Below are 18,597 nucleotides of genomic sequence, written 5' to 3' on the forward strand. Positions count from 1 at the left end.
GGCGTCTGGCACACTCGGAGGGAGGCGAGTGGGGAGAGTGGATGGCCGAGAAGGCGAAGCCGAATCTGGTGAATCTGACCGGGATGGCGGCTGCGGCCGGGCGGGAGGCCCGGGAGGCGGCGGCGCGCCGGAAGGTGCAGGCCGTCCGGCTGACCGACCAGGAGCGCCGGATCTGTTCGGACGATCTCGCCGAGCAGTTCGCGGTCGGCAGGCTCGACGTCCGCGAGCTGGACCAGCGGCTCGACCTGTTGCACGTGGCCGTCACCCATGGGGATCTGGTGGCTGTCTTCGAGGGACTGCCGGTCCCGCAGCTGTACCTGCGCGAACCCCGCAAACCAGGCCGGTGGCGCTGGGCGGCCTTCATCGCGACCGTCTGGCTGGCGCTCCCCTTCATGCTGGCCGGACTGGTCTTCCTGCTCTTCGGCCGTGAGGTGGCGGCCGCGATCTTCGGCATCCCGTCGACCGTCTGGGTCCTGGCCACCTGGCGCTGGGCGCGGAACGGCACCCGGGCCCGCACCGCACCCGAGCGCCGCCGCTGACCGCTACTTCTCGGGCGCCGGGCCGATCCAGAGCATCACCTTGCCCGGCGAATGCGGCTGCACGCTGTGGACGTACCAGTCAGCCGGCACCGGGTCGACCTCCTTGGCGGTGTTGACGCCGTTGACCATCTCGGTCTTGGAGTTGAAGTACGACTCTACAGACAGGCCGTGCGTGGCGAGCAGCTTCTGGACGTCGGCCACCCGCTGGTTGCGGTACGACACACCCGCCAACTCCTCGCCAGGAGCGTTGGCCTCGTTCGGTGAGGCTCGGTAGATCTCACCCGGCTTGGCGGCCCGGCCGAACTCGATCTCGGCGTGCCCCTTGAACGACTTGCTCACCTCGACGCCGTACTGGCAGCCCGGATCGCTCGCGTTCAGGGTCGCCGGGCAGTTCTCGCCAGGTTCGAGCAGGTGGAGTTGGCTGCCGTCGCTGCCGGTGTTGTAGAGGAAAGTCGCGTAGTTGCCGACGTTCGACGGCGAGACGCCGACCATCCGCACCTTGATGTCGAGCCCGAGCTTCTCGAACTGCTGGTTGTAGGCCTTGGGGTCGGCGTCCTGATCGACGACCCGAACGGTCAGGGACGTACCGCGGTCGGTGACGGACAACGCCTGCGGGAGGTCCTGACCAGGCCGGTTCGCCACCGACGCGGCGACCACTCCGCCGATGAGCAGCAGGCCGGCGGCCGCGAGCAGGAGACGGGGGCGTGCCGGCGTACGGCGTACCGGGTCTGCTGTGTCCTCGACGGTGGCGGTGATGCCGGCGGAGAGGTCGGCCCACGCGGAGTCGCTGAGCTGGGTGCTGGGGGAGGGGTCGAGGCCGCGGACGACGGCGTCGAGGTCATGCGTCTTCATGCGAAGCCTCTTCTCTGAGGGCGATCCGGGGATGGGCGGTCAGCGACCTGGCGAACCGTTTCCTTGCCCTGTGCAACCTGATCCGTACGGCGTTGCGCGTGATGCCGAGCGCGGTCGCGATCTGGGCGGTGTCGAGTTCTTCCCAGGCGACCAGCGACAACAGCTCCTGGTCGGGCTCGGACAACGACCGGAACGCGATGGCCGCCGGAGTGTTGTCCGGCATCGGTTGCGGCTCGACCTGCTCGGTCAACTCGCCGCGGAGCCGGTCCGCCAGCGCGTGCCGGCGGCCCTCGCCCCGGCGATGATTGGCCAGCGCTCGCCGCGCCACGCCGTACAGCCACGGTCTGGTCTGGTCACCGGGCGGTACGTCGTCGAGCCGCCGCCAGGCGACCAGGAAGGTGTCGGCGAGCAGGTCGGCGGCGTCGTGCCGGTCCGCTGTCCGCCGGAGCAGGTACCCGAGCACCGCCTCGCGGTTGGCCGCGAAGAACTGCTCGAACCTTTCCCGTGGTTCGTCCCGCACGCTCGCCTCGCTCACCGGTCCCGGCCGGGCCCTGGTCGAAATCTCCGTCATACCCTCCACATGTCCGCCACCCCCGCCGCCCATTTCACCCCACCCGGAGTGCACGACCTCCCGATCGATCAGGGCCTGATCATGGCCGCGTCGCGAGGCTGAAATAGCCTTGCGGGGTGATCGCCGCACAACGCCTTGCCGAGCCGGCCGACGCACCCGCCGTCGCAGAACTGATGCGTGCCTCGGTGGCCGAGCTGTTCCCCGCCTACTACGACGCCCGTCAGGTCGCCAGCGCCGCCGCCCACATCGCGATCCTCGATCTCGCGCTGATCGAGGACGGCACGTACTACGTGCACGAGGCCGGCGGCGAGATCGTCGCCTGCGGTGGCTGGAGCCGGCGCAACAAACTCTTCAACGGCTCGGCCGCGGGCGCCGACGAGCGGTTGCTCGACCCGGCGACCGAGCCGGCCCGGATCCGGGCGATGTTCGTCCGCGCCGACTGGACCCGGCGCGGACTCGGCCGGGCGATCCTGACGTCCTGCGTGGACGCCGCCCGGGCCGAGGGATTCACCCGGCTGGCGTTGATGGCGACGCTTCCCGGCGTACCGCTGTACAAGTCTTTCGGCTTCACCGAGGTCGAGGCCGTCGAGCTGCCGATGCCCGACGGCGTCGTCCTCGGCGGTGTCGCGATGGAACGCTCAGTCGATCAGATCGGAGACGCACGATGACCGCAGGCACCACCGTCCAGGCACCCGACGGCACCGAGGTCGTGCTGGGAGAGATCGGCACCCGGGTCCTGCTGGAGAACTCCCGCGTCCGCGTCTGGGAGGTCTCGCTCGCGCCCGGCGAGGCGCAGGCCTGGCACCTGCACCACAACCCGTACGTCGTACTCTGCCTCGCCACGTCGCCCTGCCACATGGACTGGCTCGACGGCAGCCCGGCCCGGCAGCTCAGTGAGACCATCGGCGGCTCGGTCTATCGCCCGGTCTCCCCGGTTCACATGCTCACGAACGACGGCGACTCGCCGTACCTCAACCGGCTCGTCGAACTGCTGGACCTCGGCGAGGAGGCCGGCGGTACGCCGTACGAGGTCGCGCCCGGCGTCGCGCAGGAGAGCGGGTTCGAGGAAGACGGCGAGATTCCCACCAAGACCGTCGTCGACGAGGCGGACGTCCGGGTCCAGCACGTCACCCTCGGCGCCGGCGAAAGCCTCACCTGGCGCACCGGCGCCTACCCGGCTTTGGTGGTGGACCTCGATCTGGGCTCACCCACGGTCACTTACCTCAACCCGGGCGAGTCCCACACGCTCCCCGCCAAGACGAGTCAGACGTCGGGCTTCAACCTCGTAGAACTCCTCTACTACTCCGCCTGACTCCTGTCGAGGAGGTCGCGGACGGCTGTGGCGCTGGTGAGGGTGAGGGCATGTGCTGCGGTCTTGGCGGCCTCGGTGAGGTCGGTCCGGCGGAGGCGGGACTTGATCACCGGCACCTGCGGGCCGACGGCGCTGAGCTCGCGGATTCCCAAGCCCGCAAGGAGAACCGCGGCCGCGGGGTCGCTCGCGAGGTCACCGCAGACTGCCACCTCGACACCGGCGGGCACCTCGCGCACGACCCGGTCGATGAGTTGGAGGACGGCCGGATCGAGCCCGTCGGCCAGCGGGGCGACGGCGCTGTTGCCGCGGTCGGCCGCCGTCGTGTACTGCGTGAGGTCGTTGGTGCCGATGCTGACGAAATCCAGGCCCTCGGCCAGCGACGAGATGCGCAGCGCGGCGGCCGGGACCTCGACCATGATGCCGACCTTCACGCCCCAGCCGGACGAGCCGATGTCGGCCAGTTCGGCCAGCGCCCAGGCGACTTCCTCGGCGGTCGTCACCATCGGGAACATCAGTTGGACCGGCGTTTCGAGCGCCACCTGACAGATCGCCCTGAGCTGGTCGCGGAGGAGTTCGGGACGCCGCCGGAACACCCGGATCCCGCGCTGGCCCAGGAACGGGTTCGCTTCCTTGCCCTGGGCAAGGAACGGTAACGGCTTGTCGCCGCCGATGTCCCAGGTGCGGATCGTGATCGGCTTCCCGCCGAGCGCGGCCGCGATCGCCCGGAACGCCTCGACCTGCTCCTCGACGGTCGGCGCCACCTGGCGGTCGCCGAACAAGACCTCCGTCCGCACCAGGCCGGACCCGTCGGCGCCACGCGCGTCCGCCGCGTCCTGCACCGATCCCACGTTCGCGAAAACCTGGATGGTCTGCCCGTCCACGGTCACCGCCGGCTGCTCCGCGTCGGCGAGCGCCGTCTCGCGCTCAGCGGTCCGCTCGCGGATCGCAGTACGGAAAACGTTTGCGTCTGGATTGACCACAAAGGATCCGGCGCGCGCGTCGAATCCGACCAGCGCGCCGGGCGGTACCTCGACCTCGCCGATCCCGGTGATCAAAGGGATTCCGCGGGACCGGGCCACGATCACGCCGTGCCCGGTCGTCCCGGCCGCCCGGACAGCGATCCCGGTGATCCGCTCGGCGTCGACGGCAGCCGCAGTAGCAGCATCCAGTTCCCGTACGACGAGCACACCCGCGTCGGCCGAGACCGGTTCGGCCGCGCCCACCAGGGCCCGCAGTACGCGATCGCGGACGCTCCGGACATCCTGCGCGCGCTCGCGCTGATACGGGTCGTCCAGCCCTTCGAAGCTCGACGCCAGCGCGTCCAGCGCAGACTTCCAGGCACGCGGCGCGTTCGCGCCTCCGCCGATCTCCTCCGCCACGGAATCGAGCACGACAGAGTCGTCCAGCAACGCCAGTTGGGCATCGAAGATCGCGGCCTCGGCGTCGCCGACCGTCTTTGCCGTCTGATCCCTGAGCGTCCGCAGTTGCTCTTCCGATGCCCGCCGCGCGTCCTGCATGCGCTGCTGCTCGTTCTCGCCGGCTCGATACCCGGCTAGATCGACGTCCCGGTCCGCCACGATGGCCGGCCCGATCGCCACATCCAGCCCGGACCCGCTCTTGCTCTGGCCGACCGACGGCCGCGCCGCCTGCGCGGCCGGTACGTCGTCGAAGTCGCGCTCGGCCAAGGCACTGATCGCAGCCAGTGCGTCCTGCGCCTCCGGACCGCTCGCTCCGACCCGCAGCCGATGACCTTGCTGCGCGTTGAGTGTCGCCACCATGCTCAGGCTGCCCGCATCGACCGGACCGCGCCCGGTCGTCAGATTCGTCAAGGTGACGCGGGCATCGAACCGCCGAGCCAGCCCGACCACCTTCGCCGCCGGCCGGGCGTGCAGTCCGTGCTCGTTGCCGACAGCAACTTCGACGAAGTTGTCTGAGGCAACCACAGCTTGGGTGGCGGCTGGGCCGTCGCCGAGGTGATCCTGCTTCCCGGCCAACCCACGGGAAGCCTCCTCCAGTACTGCGTCCAGCGGTGCTCCGGTCGAGGCCGTCACCACCGCCGCGACCAGCCCCTCGACCAGCGGCGCGCTCGACAGCTTGACCCGCTCGGCGACTTCCGGATCCACGAATTCCAAGGCCATTTCGGCACTCAGCACCGCGCTGCCCAGATCCAGCAGCACCAGTACGCCGTCCGCGCTGTCGGCCGCGCCGATCGCCTCGGCAACGGCGGCCGCGTCCGTCCCGAAGGTGGTCTCGTCCAGCCCGGCCGCGATCTCGATCACCGGACGGTCGCCCTCGCTCACCATCTCGGACGCCAGCCCCACCGCAGCCTCGGCCAGCGCGCGACTGTGCGACACCACTACGATCCCGATCACCAGTTGCCCCCTGAACGCCGGAACGCTCGTGGGGCGGGGCCCTCGGCCCTCCGGATGTCAGCGAGCATCATGCCAGCGTGCGAGCGGCCGACTCCAGCAACAGGGTCGTGCTGGTGGCGCCAGGATCCTGGTGGCCCGCGCTCCGCTCGCCGAGATAGCTGGCGCGGCCCTTCCGGGCGACCAACGGAGTCGTGGCGTCCCGCCCCTTCGCCGCCGCTTCGGCCGCTGCCGCGAGTGCCCCGGCGAGATCCGAGCCGCCGGCGACGGCCGCGTCGTACGCCTCCAGCGCCGGTGCCCAGGCGTCGTACATGGTCTTGTCGCCGAGTTCGGGCTTGCCGCGGGCAAGGATCCCGCCGACGCCGGCCTTCAGCGCCTCGCCGATCGAGGCCGGCGTGAGTTCCGCGCCGGCCAGCGCGGTCCCGAAGCGGAGGAAGAACGTTCCGTACAAGGGCCCGCTCGCCCCGCCGACCTTGCTGACCAGCGTCATCCCGGCCTTCTTCAGCATTTCGTCCACGGAGGAGAAGGTGGTCTCGTCCAGCACCGCAACAACCGCCGCGAACCCACGATCCATGTTGCTGCCGTGATCCGCATCCCCGATCGCCGAGTCGAGCTCGGTCAGGTACGCCGCATTCTCATGCAACACCCGCGCCGAGTCCCGCAACCAGTTCGCGAAGTCGTCCACACCCATGCTCACGCGCCCCAGCGTAGGCCGGGGGTGTTCACTGGGGCGTCCCAGAGGCGTACCAGTTCGTCGTCCACCTTCAGGAGCGTGACCGAGCAGCCGGCCATCTCCAGGGAGGTGATGTAGTTGCCGACCAGCGAGCGGGCCACGGTGATCCCGGCGCGATCCAGCAGTTGGTGGACCTCGTTGTACATCAGGTAGAGCTCGATCAGCGGCGTACCGCCCATCCCGTTCACGAACGCGATGACCGAATCGCCTTTGCTGTAAGGAAGATCGCCGAGCACCGGGTCGACCAGCATCCCCGCGATCTCCTTGGCCGATGCCAACGGCAACCGTTGCCGGCCGGGCTCGCCGTGGATGCCGATACCGACCTCCATCTCGTTCTCGGCCAGCTCGAAGGTGGGCTTGCCAGCGGCCGGCACCGTGCAGGACGTGAGCGCCATCCCCATGCTGCGGCCGTTGTCGTTCACGCGCTTGGCGAGGTCGGCGACCTCCTGCAACGGGCGGCCTTCCTCGGCGGCGGCGCCGACGATCTTCTCCAGCAGCACGGTCACGCCGACGCCGCGGCGACCGGCCGTGTACAGGCTGTCCTGGACGGCGACGTCGTCGTTAGTGACCACGGACAGGACCTCGGTGCCCGCGTCGACTGCGGCCAGTTCGGCGGCCATCTCGAAGTTCATCACGTCGCCGGTGTAGTTCTTCACGATGTGCAGGACGCCGGCGCCCGCGTCCACCGCCTTGGTCGCGGCCATCATCTGGTCCGGCACCGGAGAGGTGAACACCTCGCCCGCGCACGCGGCATCGAGCATCCCGAGCCCGACGAACCCGCCGTGCATCGGCTCGTGCCCCGACCCGCCACCCGAGATCAGGCCGACCTTCCCGGCTCTGGGAGCTTCCTTGCGGTAGACGATCCGGTTCTGATGATCCACCCGTAGGCGATCAGGGTGCGCGGCCTCCATCCCCAGCAGCGCTTCACTCACAACATCGGCAGGGTCGTTGATGAGCTTCTTCATGGACCCATCTGAGCACACCGGACGCCGCAAGGGGAGCCCCCGAAGTCCGTACGCCGTCCGCGGCCGCGGCTCGCCGTACGGCGGGATCGGTTCAGCCGGCCTGGGCCGCGGCCGCTTCGGACAGTAGCGGGATCGCACGGATCGGGCCGCTGAGCGTGAGCATGACGGCCGACAGCGCCATGATCCCGCTGAAAATGATCAGTGCGGTGCGAGCACCGGCATGGGCCAGCAGGATCCCGCCGAGTGCGGGGGCGAGCGGAGTCGTGGCGTTGGCCAGGAAGCCGATCGCACTCTGGGCCCGTCCCTGCATCCCGTCCGGCGTGATCATCACCTGATAGCCGAACAGCCCGGAGTTGAACGCGGGAACCAGGAAGATCGCCCCGGCGAGCAGAACGATCAGGATGACCGGGCGAGTCAGGAACGCGGTCGCCGCGAACGCCAGCGTGATGATCCAGGCCGCCACGATCCCCAGCCTGCCGGTTTTGAACCGGCGAAGCAGCGCCGGTGCTGCGACCGCGCCCAGCACGCCGCCGATGCCGATACCGGTCTCCAGCAACCCGATCGTCGAGGCGTGCACGCCTCTGCGCTGCAGATTGAGGATCAGCACCAACAGCGCCCCACCGGCGGCGAAGTTGATCAGCGTCGCGGACGCCGCCATCGCCCGGATGGCCGGTTGACGGACGACCCACTTGAGCCCGGTTCGGATCGCCCGCAGCATCGGCTCGTGCTTGTCCCCATCGGGCCGCGGTGCCGGCAGCCGACGGCGGATCGTCATCAGCATGAAGGTCATGAACAGGTAGGACACGGCGTCGAAGGCGATCGGCAGCACGCGGCCGACCGAGTAGAGCGCTCCGCCCAGCGGTGCACCGAGCAGCCCGGCGACGTGCTGGCGGCCCTCGTTGGCGGCCATCGCAGTACCCAGGTCCTGCGGTTCGACGATGGTGCGGAGCGCGGCATTCTGCGCCGGCATGAAGAACGCGTTGCCGGCGCCACTGCCGAAGGCGACGACGATCAGATGCACGATCGTCAGCCGATCAAGCCGGCCCGCGATCGCGACCGAGCCGTACAGCACGGTACCGACCAGACCACAGCTGACCAGCACCTTCCGCCGGTTGAGCCGGTCGACCAGCGCTCCCGCCGGCAGCGAGACCACCGTGCCGCCGAGCGCAGCCGCAGTACCGACCAGCCCAGCCTGAACCGGCGACCCGGTGATCGCCATCGCCAGCAGCGTGAACACGAACGAACTCATCGCCGTACCGAGCGAGCTGATGCTCTGCCCACTCATCAACCGGAGATAGTCCCCGTTGTGCAGCAGACGTCTGGGTCCGGCCATGCCGCGAGTCGGTCAGTCCTTCGGGCGTAGGAGGGGGCGGACGACTTCGCGGGCGTCGTGGATGCGGGACTTGATCGTGCCGAGGGGGGCTCCGACCTCGGCGGCGATTTCTTCGTAGGAGAGGCCGTAGACGTCGCGGAGGACGAGCGGGGTCACCATCTGCGGACGGTCGCGTTCGAGGGTTTCCAGGGCTTCGAGCAGGTCGAGCCGGGTGCCCGCGATGACGCTGGTGGTCCGCGGGTCGGGCTTCTCCATCTGCTCGGGGTTGTGGGCCGCCTGGGCGGTGCGCTTGAGCTTGCGGTACGTCGAGCGGGCCGAGTTCGCCGCGACCGAGTGCACCCAGGTGGAGAAGCTGCTGCGGCCGGAGTACGTGTGGATCTTGGTGGCGATGTTGAGCAACGCCTCCTGAGCGGCGTCCTCGGCGTCGGCGGAGTACGGCAGCACACTGCGGCAGATCCGCAGGACGCGGGGATGGACCTGCCGCAACAGGTCGTCCATCGCGTTCTTGTCACCGCCGGCGGCACGCTCGGCCAGGACGGCCAGCTCGTCGGTCGGGCTGCTGCTTTCGCTCATCTGCGCCTTCGTTGTCAGCGGTCCCCCGGGCGTGGGACTCCGAGTACTCCATAATGCCTTGTATGGGGGTCCCATCCAGACTAGGCCGGTACGTCGTGCGCCGACGCCTGGGCTCAGGCGGTTTCGCGACGGTTTGGCTCGCGTACGACGAGCAACTGGACGCGGAGGTCGCCGTCAAGGTGCTGGCCGACAACTGGGCGCACGACGACTCGGTACGCCGCCGCTTCCTCGAGGAGGGCCGGTTCCTGCGCCGGGTCGAGTCCGAGCACGTCGTCCAGGTCCACGATGTGGGCGAACTGGAGGACGGCCGGCCGTTCCTGGTGCTCACGTACGCCGACCGCGGCACGCTCGCGGACCGGTTGAAGAAGGAGCCGCTGGTCCTCGAGACCGCGGTCGGCGTGATCGTCCAGGTGGGTCGCGGCCTGCAGGCGCTGCACCGGCGCGGGTTGCTGCATCGCGACGTGAAGCCCGCCAACGTGCTCTTCCGCAGTACGGACGAGGGGGACAGGGCGGTCCTGTCCGACCTGGGCCTGGGCAAATCGCTGGACGAGGTGTCCAGGATCACGATGCCTGGCGGTACGCCGTCGTACGTCGCCCCTGAGCAGGCGATGGGGGACCGCCTCGACCAGCGAGCCGATCAGTACTCGCTCGGCGCTGTTGCGTACGCCGCGTTGACCGGCCGCTCGCCGCACCAGGTCGACGGTCTGGGTGCCGCCGGGCGCGTCCAGGCGCCGCCTCCGCCGAGCTCGCTGGGATTCGCCGTACCCGACCGGGTGGACGCTGCGATCGTGCGCGCTCTCGACCCCGACCGCGAGAAGCGCTGGCCCGACGTCGCCACCTTCACCCGCGAACTCGTCGGAGCTCTCGACGAGACCACCCAGCACTTCGTCACCCCCGTCAAGACCGCCTCGGCCGGCGTCGCCGACGTGCAAACCGAGCCGGCAACGGCTGACGCCGAGACCGCGACGGTCGACCCCGCCGGCGAGACCACCTCCCTGAGCGACTCGAACGCGCCGACCGTGATCAAACCCACCGACGACACCGCCGCAGCCTTAGCCACTCCAGCCGCCGGCGCACAAGCGTCAGGCACCGCGGGGGTCGGCACCGCCGACGCCACCGGCGCGGAAGCAGTAGTCGGCGCTGGCGCTGGCGCTGAGACGAGCACGGGAACCGGCATCGACGGTGGCGTCGGCACGATCGCCGGCACGGGAACCGGCGCTGGTTCCTCGGCTGCTGATCGCGCGAACGTCGCGTCGGCGCCTGTTGGTCTGCTCGGCACCCAAGGCACCGACCCGGTCGGCGCGACCGCTGCGCCGACGAAGCGACGGCGACGCGGTCGATGGGTTGTCGCCGCTTTGCTCGCCCTGATCCTCGGTGGCGGCGCGGGCTTCTTCGCGGAGCGGTACTACGAACCGCGTCGCGTCGTCCCCGTGACGCAAGGCAGTTTCACCGCGAAGGTGCCCAAGGAGCTGGCCGGCTTCGTGGTCCAGGGCAACTGGCGTCCGCCGGGCAGTCCGACCGATCGCCCCGCCTTCCGCGTCAGCCGGGACGACACCTGGACCGCGCCCGGAACCTCCACCCGCGGACTGTTCGTCGGAGTGATGCCGCAGGCAACCGATCCGGACAAGAAGCTGACCGGCGGGGCGCAGTACGGGTGCAACAGCGACAACGAGCTCACCAGGAGCAGCATCAACGGCTACGACGCCGTGGACAGGATTTCGACCGGCTGCCCCGGCGGGAATATGCTGCTCCAGCGAGTCGCGACCTTCCCCGGCGGCTACTCCCTGCTCGTCCAGGTGCAGGTGTCAGCGGCCGATCAGGCCCGCGCGCTCGCGATTGCCAATTCGATCTCCTACGCCGGTGATGGGAACTCGTGAGGATTGACGTCGAACGGCTCCGGCCGTCACCCGCTCTGCTCCAGTCCGGACGTCGTCGTTTCTACCGGCTGCGCTCTGTCGTGTTCCGGACCATCTGGCCGCGCTGACGAGATCGTCAGCCAGGTGAGCAACGCCGCGGCCAACCACAACCCGGCACCGATCCACGCCAGGTGATGCAGCCCGCGGACGAATCCCGCACTTGTCGCCGGGCTGCCCACAACCGCGCCGTACAAGGCGATTCCGAGCGCTCCGACGGCCTGGCGGGCAGTGTTGTTCACTCCGCTGGCGAAGCCGGCGCGATCGGCCGGCAGTGAGGCGATCGCCGCGCTGACGACCGCGGCGGTGAGGAACCCCATCCCGATGCCGAGTCCGAGCTCGACCGGTACGACGACGGCGTACGCGCTGCTGGGCCGCACCAGCAGCAGGCAAGCAGATCCTGCAGCCCCGAGCAGTAGTCCTGCCGTCATCGGCAGCCGTGGCCCGAGCCGAGCGGTGATCCGCCCGCTGACAGGCCCTAGTACCGCGAGGGGCGCGAACAACGGCAGCAGCTCCAGTCCCGCCCGCAGCGCCCCGTGCCCGAGCCTCTCTTGCAGGTAGAGAGTCATCACCAGGATCGTCCCGAGCCCGACAAGGTTCATCAGCCCGGCGATCACGTTGCTGCCGACGAATGCACGGTTCAGCACCAGCCGCGACCGGGCCGCCGGGCCACCGGGCTCCCGAGCCGGGACAAGCCGTACGGCGAGGGGAATGGCGGCTCCGATGAGTGGCAGGTTGATCAGGAACACAGCGCGCCAACCGAAGGCACTGACCAGCAGGCCGCCCAGGATCGGGCCTGACGGCAGAGCGAGGGCACCGGCGCCGGCCCAGATACCGACAGCCCGGGCGCGAGCGGCGCCGTCGGCGTACAGGTCGGTGATGACGGCGAGCGTGCCAGGCAGCAGGAGCGCGGCGCCTACGCCTTGCACGGCTCGAGCAGCGACGAGCACCTCGATGCTGGGTGCGACACCGCAGCCCAGCGACGCCAGGCCGAAGACGCTGAGTCCTGTCAGCACCACCTTGCGATGGCCGGTCCGGTCACCGGCGGCGCCGCAGATCAGGAGCAGGGCCGCGAGCGTGATCATGTAGCCGCTGACCACCCATTGCTGACCGGCCAGGCTGGTGTGCAGGTCGAGCCGGAGCGCGGGCAACGCCACGTTCACGACGGTGACGTCCAGTTGAACGAGGAAGATCCCGACGCAGAGCACCGCGAGCAACATGGTTCCAGTCTGGCCCGGTAACACTTCGGGGTTCGTCGAAGTGTGCCGGTGCCACCATGGAGCCATGGAACGAGCCGGAGACGCAGATGTCGCCGCAGCCGCCGCGCTGCTGGCTGAACCGGCCAGAGCCAAGGTACTGATGGCGTTGGCCGACGGGAGAGCCCTGCCTGCCTCGCTGCTGGCAACAGAGGCGGGTGTCTCTGCCCAGACCGTCAGTTCGCATCTCCGCAAGCTGCTGGACGGCGGACTGCTCACAGTGGAGACCTCCGGCCGCCACAGGTACTACCGCCTCGCCGGTCCGGAGGTAGCCGCCGCAGTCGAAGCGGTGGCCAGGATCGCTCGCCCACAGCCGATCAGGTCGCTACGGCAGAGCACCAGAGCGGCAGCGCTCCGCGAGGCCCGCACCTGCTACGACCACGTCGCCGGGCGGCTCGGAGTCGCCCTACTGGAAGCCCTCGTACGCCGGGAGGCGCTCCTGCGAACTGATGGCGGCTCCGGCGCGGAGCGGCGACCAGACGACCCACTGGCTCAGCAATTGCCGCACGGCCCGTACGAGCTGGGCCCGGCCGCACCCGAGATCTTCGGCGAGCTCGGCATCGACCTGTCGGCAGGCGGCTCGTCGCGCCGCCTGTTGCGGTTCTGCGTCGATTGGAGCGAACAGCGACACCACCTGGCCGGCCGCCTCGGCGCAGCGCTCGCGACCGCACTCTTCGACCGCGCCTGGATCGCCCGCCGCCCCCACCACCGCGCGATCGACCTCACCTCCGCCGGCCGGGCCGGCCTGACCGAACTCAAGTTATTGGCCTAAGGCAACTAAAGCGGCGAGTCCTTCCGGGTGACGCTGTCGGTCGCATGATCGAGCACGTCGAGCAGAGCATCCGCGTCCTGCGGCAGCCCGGTCGAGCTCATCTCCACGGCGACTTTGCCACTCGCGTCCAGGGCGGCCCATCGCACGAAGACGTACCGAAGCGTTGTCGCTCCAGCGGGCAGGTAGCTGTACGACAGCGTGGCGGTCCGGCCCGACGGGTCAACCTTCTGGCTGATGATCGTGAGTATCTGGTCAGCCGGGACCTGGGTTTTGAGCACCCCGATCCGTATCTCCATCGAGGCGGCCGGTGGCCGGGTCAGGCTGAAGCCGGACTCGATGCGGACCCAGCGCTTGGCGGTCGGATCGGTGAACCGGGCCTCACGTTTGGGGTCGGGCTGGGTCATCCACCAGTTCCGCGGCACCTTCACCGTGACCCTGGAACGCACCACGCCTTCGGTGTCGAACTCACGGGTCTGGTAGCTCAGGTCGTCGGCTCGCAGCGGCGCGGAGTTGTCCGGTGTCGGGGTCTTCCGTGGCTTCACCGGAACCGTCGGTGTGGTCGTCGGTGCGGGTGTCGGCGTCGAGTCCGTCGGGGTCACAGCGCCCAGCGGTACGGCGCGGCCGCTGGGCTCCGAGGCCGCACTCGTCAGCAGCCCGAGGCCGTAACCGCCTGCTCCCCCGAGCACGGTCGCCGCGAGCAGGCCAGAACCGAGCAGAGCGCGCCCGATCCCACGTCCGGCCACGATCACCCCTCCTCCCGGTCCACCCAACTACGCTCCTTTGACACGCTAGCCCGCCCGCGAGTTCGCTCCGCTCGCCGACCTGTCACCCAACCGTGATCCTCAGCCGGTCTGGTGGACCGAGCGGGAGGTTTCGAGGAGCAGGGCGCGGAGGGCGGCCGCGTCCTGTGGCAGGCCGGTGATGCTCATCTCCACCGTCGCGTTGTCGTCGCCATCGGTTGCGATCCAGCGGACGATCACGTAGCGGAGGGTTTTCTTCGGGATGTAGGTGTAGGTCAGGGTGGAGACCGTCCGCGTCTCTCCGTTCGCCTCGAGCTGCTCGTCGGTCTGCGAGAGGATCCGAAGATCGTTCTCGTAGGGCTGACTCGATTTCAGGTTGGCCACGAGTTGGGCCATCGAATCAGTGGTGGACGTCGCCGGTGGTGGAAGTGCCGACTCGACCCGTACCGCACGCTCTTTGAGCGGATCGAGGAACTTCACCTCGCGGGGCATTTTCGGATCCCGGGTCAGCTGCCACCCGCGCGGGATCCTGATCGCCAGGCCCAACGGTGAGCCGGCGTCGTCGTGGATCGTGAAGTTCTGGGTGTGGAAGTTCAGCTCATCGGTGGTCAGCGGCGGCACCGCGGACGGCTCGGGTGTCTTCCTGGGGAGTGGGGGATCGGTGGCACGGGCGCTCAGGGGTGCGGGTGGCGCGACTTCGTGGACGGTGGCCGGTGCGGTGAATTCGCCGCCGTAGTAGCCCGCGGCGGCGCCGGCGACGGCGAGCAGGACGATGCCGCTCGCCAGGACCGATGTCCTCACCCGGCCACCAGGTCCCAGAAGGCCAGCTCGAAGCGGACCACCCGGTCGAAGGCGGCGGTGAGGTCCGCGGTCAGTTCCTCGCGATCCACCAGTACGCCGAGCTGTTCGACGTACGCCGCGAACTCCGGCGACGACCAGTTCGCGATGAATCCGGCGTACTGCGTGTCCGGGCCGGTCGTGTCGCGGACGGATGCCCAGGCGTCGTAGTACGCCTTCTCGACGGCCCAGAGGACGGTGATGCCGAGCGGCCAGCCGGCGCGGGCCGATGCGGCCAGATAGGAGGTGTAGCCGAGGTTGAGCAGGGAGGGTTCGACGTCGAGGTCCAGGCCACGGTCGGCCGCGGCCGCTTCGAACAGTTCCAGCTCGGGGACGAGTGCGGCCAATCCGCCGGCCAGCACTTCCCGGGCCTGGTCGTCCGGCGCGATGGCGGTCAGTTCGGCGAGGAACGCACGGAACGACCGGACGAAGTAGTAGTCCTCGGCCAGCCAGCGATCGAAGGCGGCGCGGGGCAGCGTGCCCGCCGAGGTCTGCGCCACGAACGGGTGGTCCAGGATGAGTTTCCAGGCTGTCTCCTGGCCACTCAACAGGGCACGGGTCGTCTCAGGCACAGCGCCCATTCTGACATCCGCGCCAGTCAGGCCGCCCTGCGCTGGGGCACGCTGGGGCTGAATCCTTTCAATTGATCGCGCCGGACCTCTTGACACCTCCTCCAAGGCGTCCGTAGCGTGCCCGGCGTGAGGAAATTAACACCTCATTTCGAGTAGTTCACGCCAATCAGCGATATTTTCTGGAGCGTTTCACGCTCCGAGCTCAGGAGGAACCGTGGCATCCGTAATCGAGCGTCCCGTCAGCCGCCGGCGTCTCCTGCAGCTGATGGGAGGGGCAGCGGCGGTCGGCACCCTGGCGGCCTGCGGCGGCAAGTCGTCCGGCGGCGGTGGCGGCCAGCTGAAGATCATCGGTGCGGGCAGCCAGGAGGCCGGGCTCCGCAAGGCGCTGGAGGAGTACAAGGCGAAGAACGCCGACTTCGACTTCAACCTGTCCTTCTCGCCGGCCGACCAGTTGCAGACCGCGCTGCGGGCGCAGTTGGCCGCCGGTAACGCGCCGGACCTGCACGCGGTCTACCCGGGCAACGGCAGCGCGATGTCGATGGTCCAGCTGAGCAAGGCGAACCTGCTGGCGGATCTGAGCGACCAGGCCTGGACCCAGAAGATCCCGTCCGGGTTCAAGGGTGCCTTCCAGCAGGACGGCAAGACCCGGATCTTCTCGCCCGGCACCAGCGTGCTCGGGGTCATCTACAACAAGAAGGCCTTCGCCACCGCCGGCGTCCAACCGCCGACGACCTGGAGCGAACTGCTGACCGTGTGCGAAACCCTGAAGAAGAAGGGCATCGTGCCGCTGGCCCTCGGCGCCCAGACGCCGTGGGTGACGCAGTTGATCAACTATGCCCTCGTGCCGGGCACGGTGTACGCCAAGCAGCCCGACTTCGACGACAAGATGGCCGCGGGCTCCGCGACGTTCGCCGGTTCCGGTTGGGCCGATGCGATGAACAAGTACCTCGAACTGCAGAAGCGCGGGTTCTTCAACCCCAACCCGAACGGTACGACGTACGAGCAGGCCACCTCGATGGTCGGCACCGGCAAGGCGGCGATGGCGGTCCAGGTCTCGGCCGTCCTGCAGGCCTATCGCGAAGCCGCGCCGTCGCCGGACGACCTCGGCATGTTCCCGCTCCCGGCCACCGACAACGCCGCGGACAACTGGATCCCGGGCGGCATCGTGGTCGGTATCGCGGTCAGCGCCAAGAGCAAGAAGGCCGACCAGGCCCGCAAGTTCGTCGAGTTCTGCGGTCAGCCCGAGGTCGTCAGCGCCTGGGCCGAGGCGATCGCCTGCGTCCCGCTGTACTCCGAGGGCGAGGCGAAGGTGGACCCGGTACTGAAGCCGTTCCTGCCCTTCCTCGCGAACAACAAGGCGGTCCCGTTCATGGACCAGCGCTGGCCGAACGCCGAGGTCCAGCCCACCCACTTCGCCGTCGTCCAGGAACTGCTCGGCGGGAAGACCACGGTCGACGGAGCCCTGAAGAAGATGGACGAGGCCTACCGGAAGAGCGCATGACGGCGGTCATGTCGCCGCCCGTCACGCCGGTCCCCCCGCCGGTACGACGGGTAGGCCGGCGTGGTGGGATCGCGCCGCCCTGGTTGTTTGCTGCTCCGGCGCTGCTGGTCTACGCGCTGGTGATGTTGTACCCGAGCATCGTCGGGGCCGGATCGGCCTTCACCGATTGGTCCGGGGTGGGGGAGCAGCGATCGTTCGTCGGGCTGGCGAACTTCAAGCAGTTGCTGCACGACGACCAGGCGCTCGGAGCGCTGCGGAACACCCTGTTCCTGACGGTCGCGATCGTCGTGGTGCAGAACGGGCTCGGGTTGCTGCTCGCGCTCGGCGTCCACACCACCATCAAGAGCCGGATGGTGCTGCGGGTGATCTTCTTCGCGCCGGTCGTGGTGAGTCCGGTGATGGTGTCGTTCCTCTGGAAGTACGTCTACAACCCGGCGCCGGACGCAGGCCTGAACGCCGCGCTGAACGCGGTCGGCCTCGGCTCGCTACGACAGGACTGGCTGGGTAATCCGTCGCTGGCGATCTGGTCGGTCGCCTTCACCGTGATCTGGCAATGTGCGGGCTACTCGATGGTGATCTTCCTGGCCGGCCTCGAAGGCGTGCCGCAGGAACTGCACGAGTCGGCGATGGTGGACGGGGCCGGCACGGTCGCGCGGTTCCGGCACATCACCTGGCCGCTGCTGGCACCGGCCGTGACGATCAACGTGATGCTGTCCACCGTCGGCGGGCTGACGCTGTTCACCCAGATCATCGCGATGACGAACGGTGGACCGGGCTACGCCACCGACACCTTGTCGACGGTGCTCTACAAGCAGGCGTTCGTGTTCGGCAAGTTCGGCTACAGCACCGCGGTCGCGCTGGTGCTGGCGATCTTCGTCGCGGCCGTGTCGTTCATCCAGATCGGCTACCTGCGGTCCAGAGAGACGGCCGCATGAGAACCGGATACCGCCCGCGCACCTTCGTACTGGAACTCGTCATGGTGGCCGCCGCCGTCGCCTTCCTGTTCCCCGTCTACGCGCTCGTCACGCTGGCGTTCAAGGATCCCGGCCAGATCGCGAACGCTCCGCTGTCGCCACCGAACCCGCCGTCGGTGAAAAGCTTCGGTACGGCGTGGCAGTCGGCCTCGCTCGGCTCGGCGCTGCTCAACAGCACGCTGATCACCGTGTCCAGCGTGATCGCGCTGATCGTGCTCGGCTCCCTGGCGGCGTACTTCCTGGCGCGCCGGGCGTCGCGGCTGAGCTACAGCCTCTACATCCTGTTCCTGGTCGGGATCATCCTGCCTTTCCAGCTCGGCATGATCCCGCTCTACCAACTCGTCAACGATCTCGGGCTGCTCGGGACCTATCAGGGCATGATCCTCTTCTACACCGGGATCCAGTTGCCGTTCACCGTCTTCCTCTACACCGGATTCATCCGGTCCCTGCCGGCCGACTACACCAACGCGGCCCTGATCGACGGGGCCTCGCACCTGCAGGCGTTCGGGTACGTGATCTTCCCGCTGTTGCGGCCGATCACCGGCACCGTGCTGATCCTCAACGCGGTCCACATCTGGAACGACTTCTTCACCCCCTTGCTGTACCTCGGCGGTTCCGGCCGGGAGACCGTGCCGGTCCGGGTCTTTGCCTTCGTCAACGAATACACCTCGGACTACGGATTGGTCGCGGCCGGCCTGGTGCTCGCCGCGCTGCCGATCCTGGTGGTCTTCCTGATCCTGCAGCGCTACGTCATCCGCGGCTTCTCCAGCGGCCTGAAGGGATAA

19 protein-coding genes and 1 pseudogene are annotated in these 18,597 nt (G+C 69.0%); 8 read left to right on the forward strand and 12 right to left on the reverse strand.

Annotated elements, in window-relative coordinates; all coding sequences use genetic code 11:
* Positions 1-41: 41 nt before the first annotated feature.
* Complete coding sequence (locus EV138_RS19335) at positions 42-539, forward strand: DUF1707 SHOCT-like domain-containing protein (protein ID WP_133980270.1); 498 nt, start codon at positions 42-44, stop codon at positions 537-539.
* 3 nt (positions 540-542) lie between these two features.
* On the opposite strand, the gene EV138_RS19340 is transcribed toward EV138_RS19335, so the two are convergent.
* Both EV138_RS19340 and EV138_RS19345 read right to left on the reverse strand, forming a co-directional pair.
* Complete coding sequence (locus EV138_RS19340; protein ID WP_133980271.1) at positions 543-1,391, reverse strand: hypothetical protein; 849 nt, start codon at positions 1,389-1,391, stop codon at positions 543-545.
* The gene (locus tag EV138_RS19345; RefSeq protein WP_133980272.1) at positions 1,378-1,962 is read right to left on the reverse strand and encodes an RNA polymerase sigma factor; all 585 of its coding nucleotides are present in this window, start codon (positions 1,960-1,962) and stop codon (positions 1,378-1,380) included. Before EV138_RS19345 ends, EV138_RS19340 begins: the two co-directional genes overlap by 14 nt.
* Before the next feature lie 116 nt (positions 1,963-2,078).
* On the opposite strand from EV138_RS19345, the gene EV138_RS19350 reads away from it, so the two are divergent.
* Both EV138_RS19350 and EV138_RS19355 read left to right on the forward strand, forming a co-directional pair.
* On the forward strand, positions 2,079-2,630 hold the full coding sequence (locus EV138_RS19350) for a GNAT family N-acetyltransferase (RefSeq protein WP_238158232.1): 552 nt from the start codon (positions 2,079-2,081) through the stop codon (positions 2,628-2,630).
* Positions 2,627-3,274, forward strand: coding sequence for a cupin domain-containing protein (locus tag EV138_RS19355; RefSeq protein WP_133980273.1), 648 nt, complete (start codon positions 2,627-2,629; stop codon positions 3,272-3,274). Before EV138_RS19350 ends, EV138_RS19355 begins: the two co-directional genes overlap by 4 nt.
* On the opposite strand, the gene ptsP is transcribed toward EV138_RS19355, so the two are convergent.
* From ptsP to EV138_RS19380, 6 genes and pseudogenes are all read right to left on the reverse strand, one after another.
* Positions 3,262-5,217, reverse strand: a complete 1,956-nt coding sequence (gene ptsP, locus EV138_RS19360) for a phosphoenolpyruvate--protein phosphotransferase (RefSeq protein WP_369410830.1) — start codon at positions 5,215-5,217, stop codon at positions 3,262-3,264. The genes EV138_RS19355 and ptsP overlap by 13 nt on opposite strands.
* Before the next feature lie 18 nt (positions 5,218-5,235).
* Positions 5,236-5,649 (reverse strand): annotated as a pseudogene (gene dhaM / locus EV138_RS38610) (dihydroxyacetone kinase phosphoryl donor subunit DhaM); the annotation flags it as partial.
* 64 nt (positions 5,650-5,713) lie between these two features.
* The gene (gene dhaL, locus EV138_RS19365; RefSeq protein ID WP_133982008.1) at positions 5,714-6,334 is read right to left on the reverse strand and encodes a dihydroxyacetone kinase subunit DhaL; all 621 of its coding nucleotides are present in this window, start codon (positions 6,332-6,334) and stop codon (positions 5,714-5,716) included.
* A 2-nt stretch (positions 6,335-6,336) separates the two neighbouring features.
* Positions 6,337-7,341: a dihydroxyacetone kinase subunit DhaK gene (dhaK, locus tag EV138_RS19370; RefSeq protein ID WP_133980275.1), complete on the reverse strand. Its 1,005-nt coding sequence runs from the start codon at positions 7,339-7,341 to the stop codon at positions 6,337-6,339.
* 91 nt (positions 7,342-7,432) lie between these two features.
* Positions 7,433-8,674, reverse strand: coding sequence for an MFS transporter (locus tag EV138_RS19375; protein WP_133980276.1), 1,242 nt, complete (start codon positions 8,672-8,674; stop codon positions 7,433-7,435).
* A 12-nt stretch (positions 8,675-8,686) separates the two neighbouring features.
* A complete protein-coding gene (locus tag EV138_RS19380; protein WP_112248486.1) occupies positions 8,687-9,247 on the reverse strand; it encodes an RNA polymerase sigma factor in 561 nt (186 codons plus the stop codon).
* Between the two features lie 62 nt (positions 9,248-9,309).
* On the opposite strand from EV138_RS19380, the gene EV138_RS38110 reads away from it, so the two are divergent.
* The gene (locus tag EV138_RS38110; RefSeq protein WP_238158233.1) at positions 9,310-11,124 is read left to right on the forward strand and encodes a serine/threonine-protein kinase; all 1,815 of its coding nucleotides are present in this window, start codon (positions 9,310-9,312) and stop codon (positions 11,122-11,124) included.
* Positions 11,125-11,150: 26 nt separating this feature from the next.
* Here the strand turns inward: EV138_RS38110 and EV138_RS19390 are convergent, their stop codons facing one another.
* The gene (locus EV138_RS19390) at positions 11,151-12,380 is read right to left on the reverse strand and encodes an MFS transporter (protein ID WP_133980277.1); all 1,230 of its coding nucleotides are present in this window, start codon (positions 12,378-12,380) and stop codon (positions 11,151-11,153) included.
* A gap of 64 nt (positions 12,381-12,444) precedes the next feature.
* On the opposite strand from EV138_RS19390, the gene EV138_RS19395 reads away from it, so the two are divergent.
* On the forward strand, positions 12,445-13,188 hold the full coding sequence (locus EV138_RS19395; RefSeq protein ID WP_133980278.1) for an ArsR/SmtB family transcription factor: 744 nt from the start codon (positions 12,445-12,447) through the stop codon (positions 13,186-13,188).
* A gap of 5 nt (positions 13,189-13,193) precedes the next feature.
* On the opposite strand, the gene EV138_RS19400 is transcribed toward EV138_RS19395, so the two are convergent.
* The 3 genes from EV138_RS19400 to EV138_RS19410 all read right to left on the reverse strand — a co-directional run bounded on the left by EV138_RS19400 (position 13,194) and on the right by EV138_RS19410 (position 15,337).
* Complete coding sequence (locus EV138_RS19400; protein ID WP_133980279.1) at positions 13,194-13,931, reverse strand: hypothetical protein; 738 nt, start codon at positions 13,929-13,931, stop codon at positions 13,194-13,196.
* Between the two features lie 99 nt (positions 13,932-14,030).
* Positions 14,031-14,729 carry a hypothetical protein gene (locus EV138_RS19405; RefSeq protein WP_133980280.1) on the reverse strand — a complete coding sequence of 233 codons (699 nt, stop codon included), beginning with the start codon at positions 14,727-14,729 and terminating at the stop codon, positions 14,031-14,033.
* Entirely contained in the window at positions 14,726-15,337 is a 612-nt protein-coding gene (locus EV138_RS19410) for a TenA family protein (protein ID WP_133980281.1), read from the reverse strand. Before EV138_RS19410 ends, EV138_RS19405 begins: the two co-directional genes overlap by 4 nt.
* Positions 15,338-15,602: 265 nt before the next feature.
* Between EV138_RS19410 and EV138_RS19415 the strand changes: the two genes are divergently transcribed.
* Genes EV138_RS19415 through EV138_RS19425 form a run of 3 tightly spaced genes read left to right on the forward strand, consistent with a single transcriptional unit; the run spans position 15,603 to position 18,597 of the window.
* A complete protein-coding gene (locus tag EV138_RS19415; protein ID WP_133982009.1) occupies positions 15,603-16,838 on the forward strand; it encodes an ABC transporter substrate-binding protein in 1,236 nt (411 codons plus the stop codon).
* A complete protein-coding gene (locus EV138_RS19420) occupies positions 16,835-17,773 on the forward strand; it encodes a carbohydrate ABC transporter permease (protein WP_112248478.1) in 939 nt (312 codons plus the stop codon). The genes EV138_RS19415 and EV138_RS19420 overlap by 4 nt, the downstream gene beginning before the upstream one ends.
* Complete coding sequence (locus EV138_RS19425; protein ID WP_133980282.1) at positions 17,770-18,597, forward strand: carbohydrate ABC transporter permease; 828 nt, start codon at positions 17,770-17,772, stop codon at positions 18,595-18,597. The genes EV138_RS19420 and EV138_RS19425 overlap by 4 nt, the downstream gene beginning before the upstream one ends.

Origin of the sequence: Kribbella voronezhensis (genome assembly GCF_004365175.1) — a bacterium.
GTDB classification, from domain to species: Bacteria; Actinomycetota; Actinomycetes; order Propionibacteriales; family Kribbellaceae; genus Kribbella; species Kribbella voronezhensis.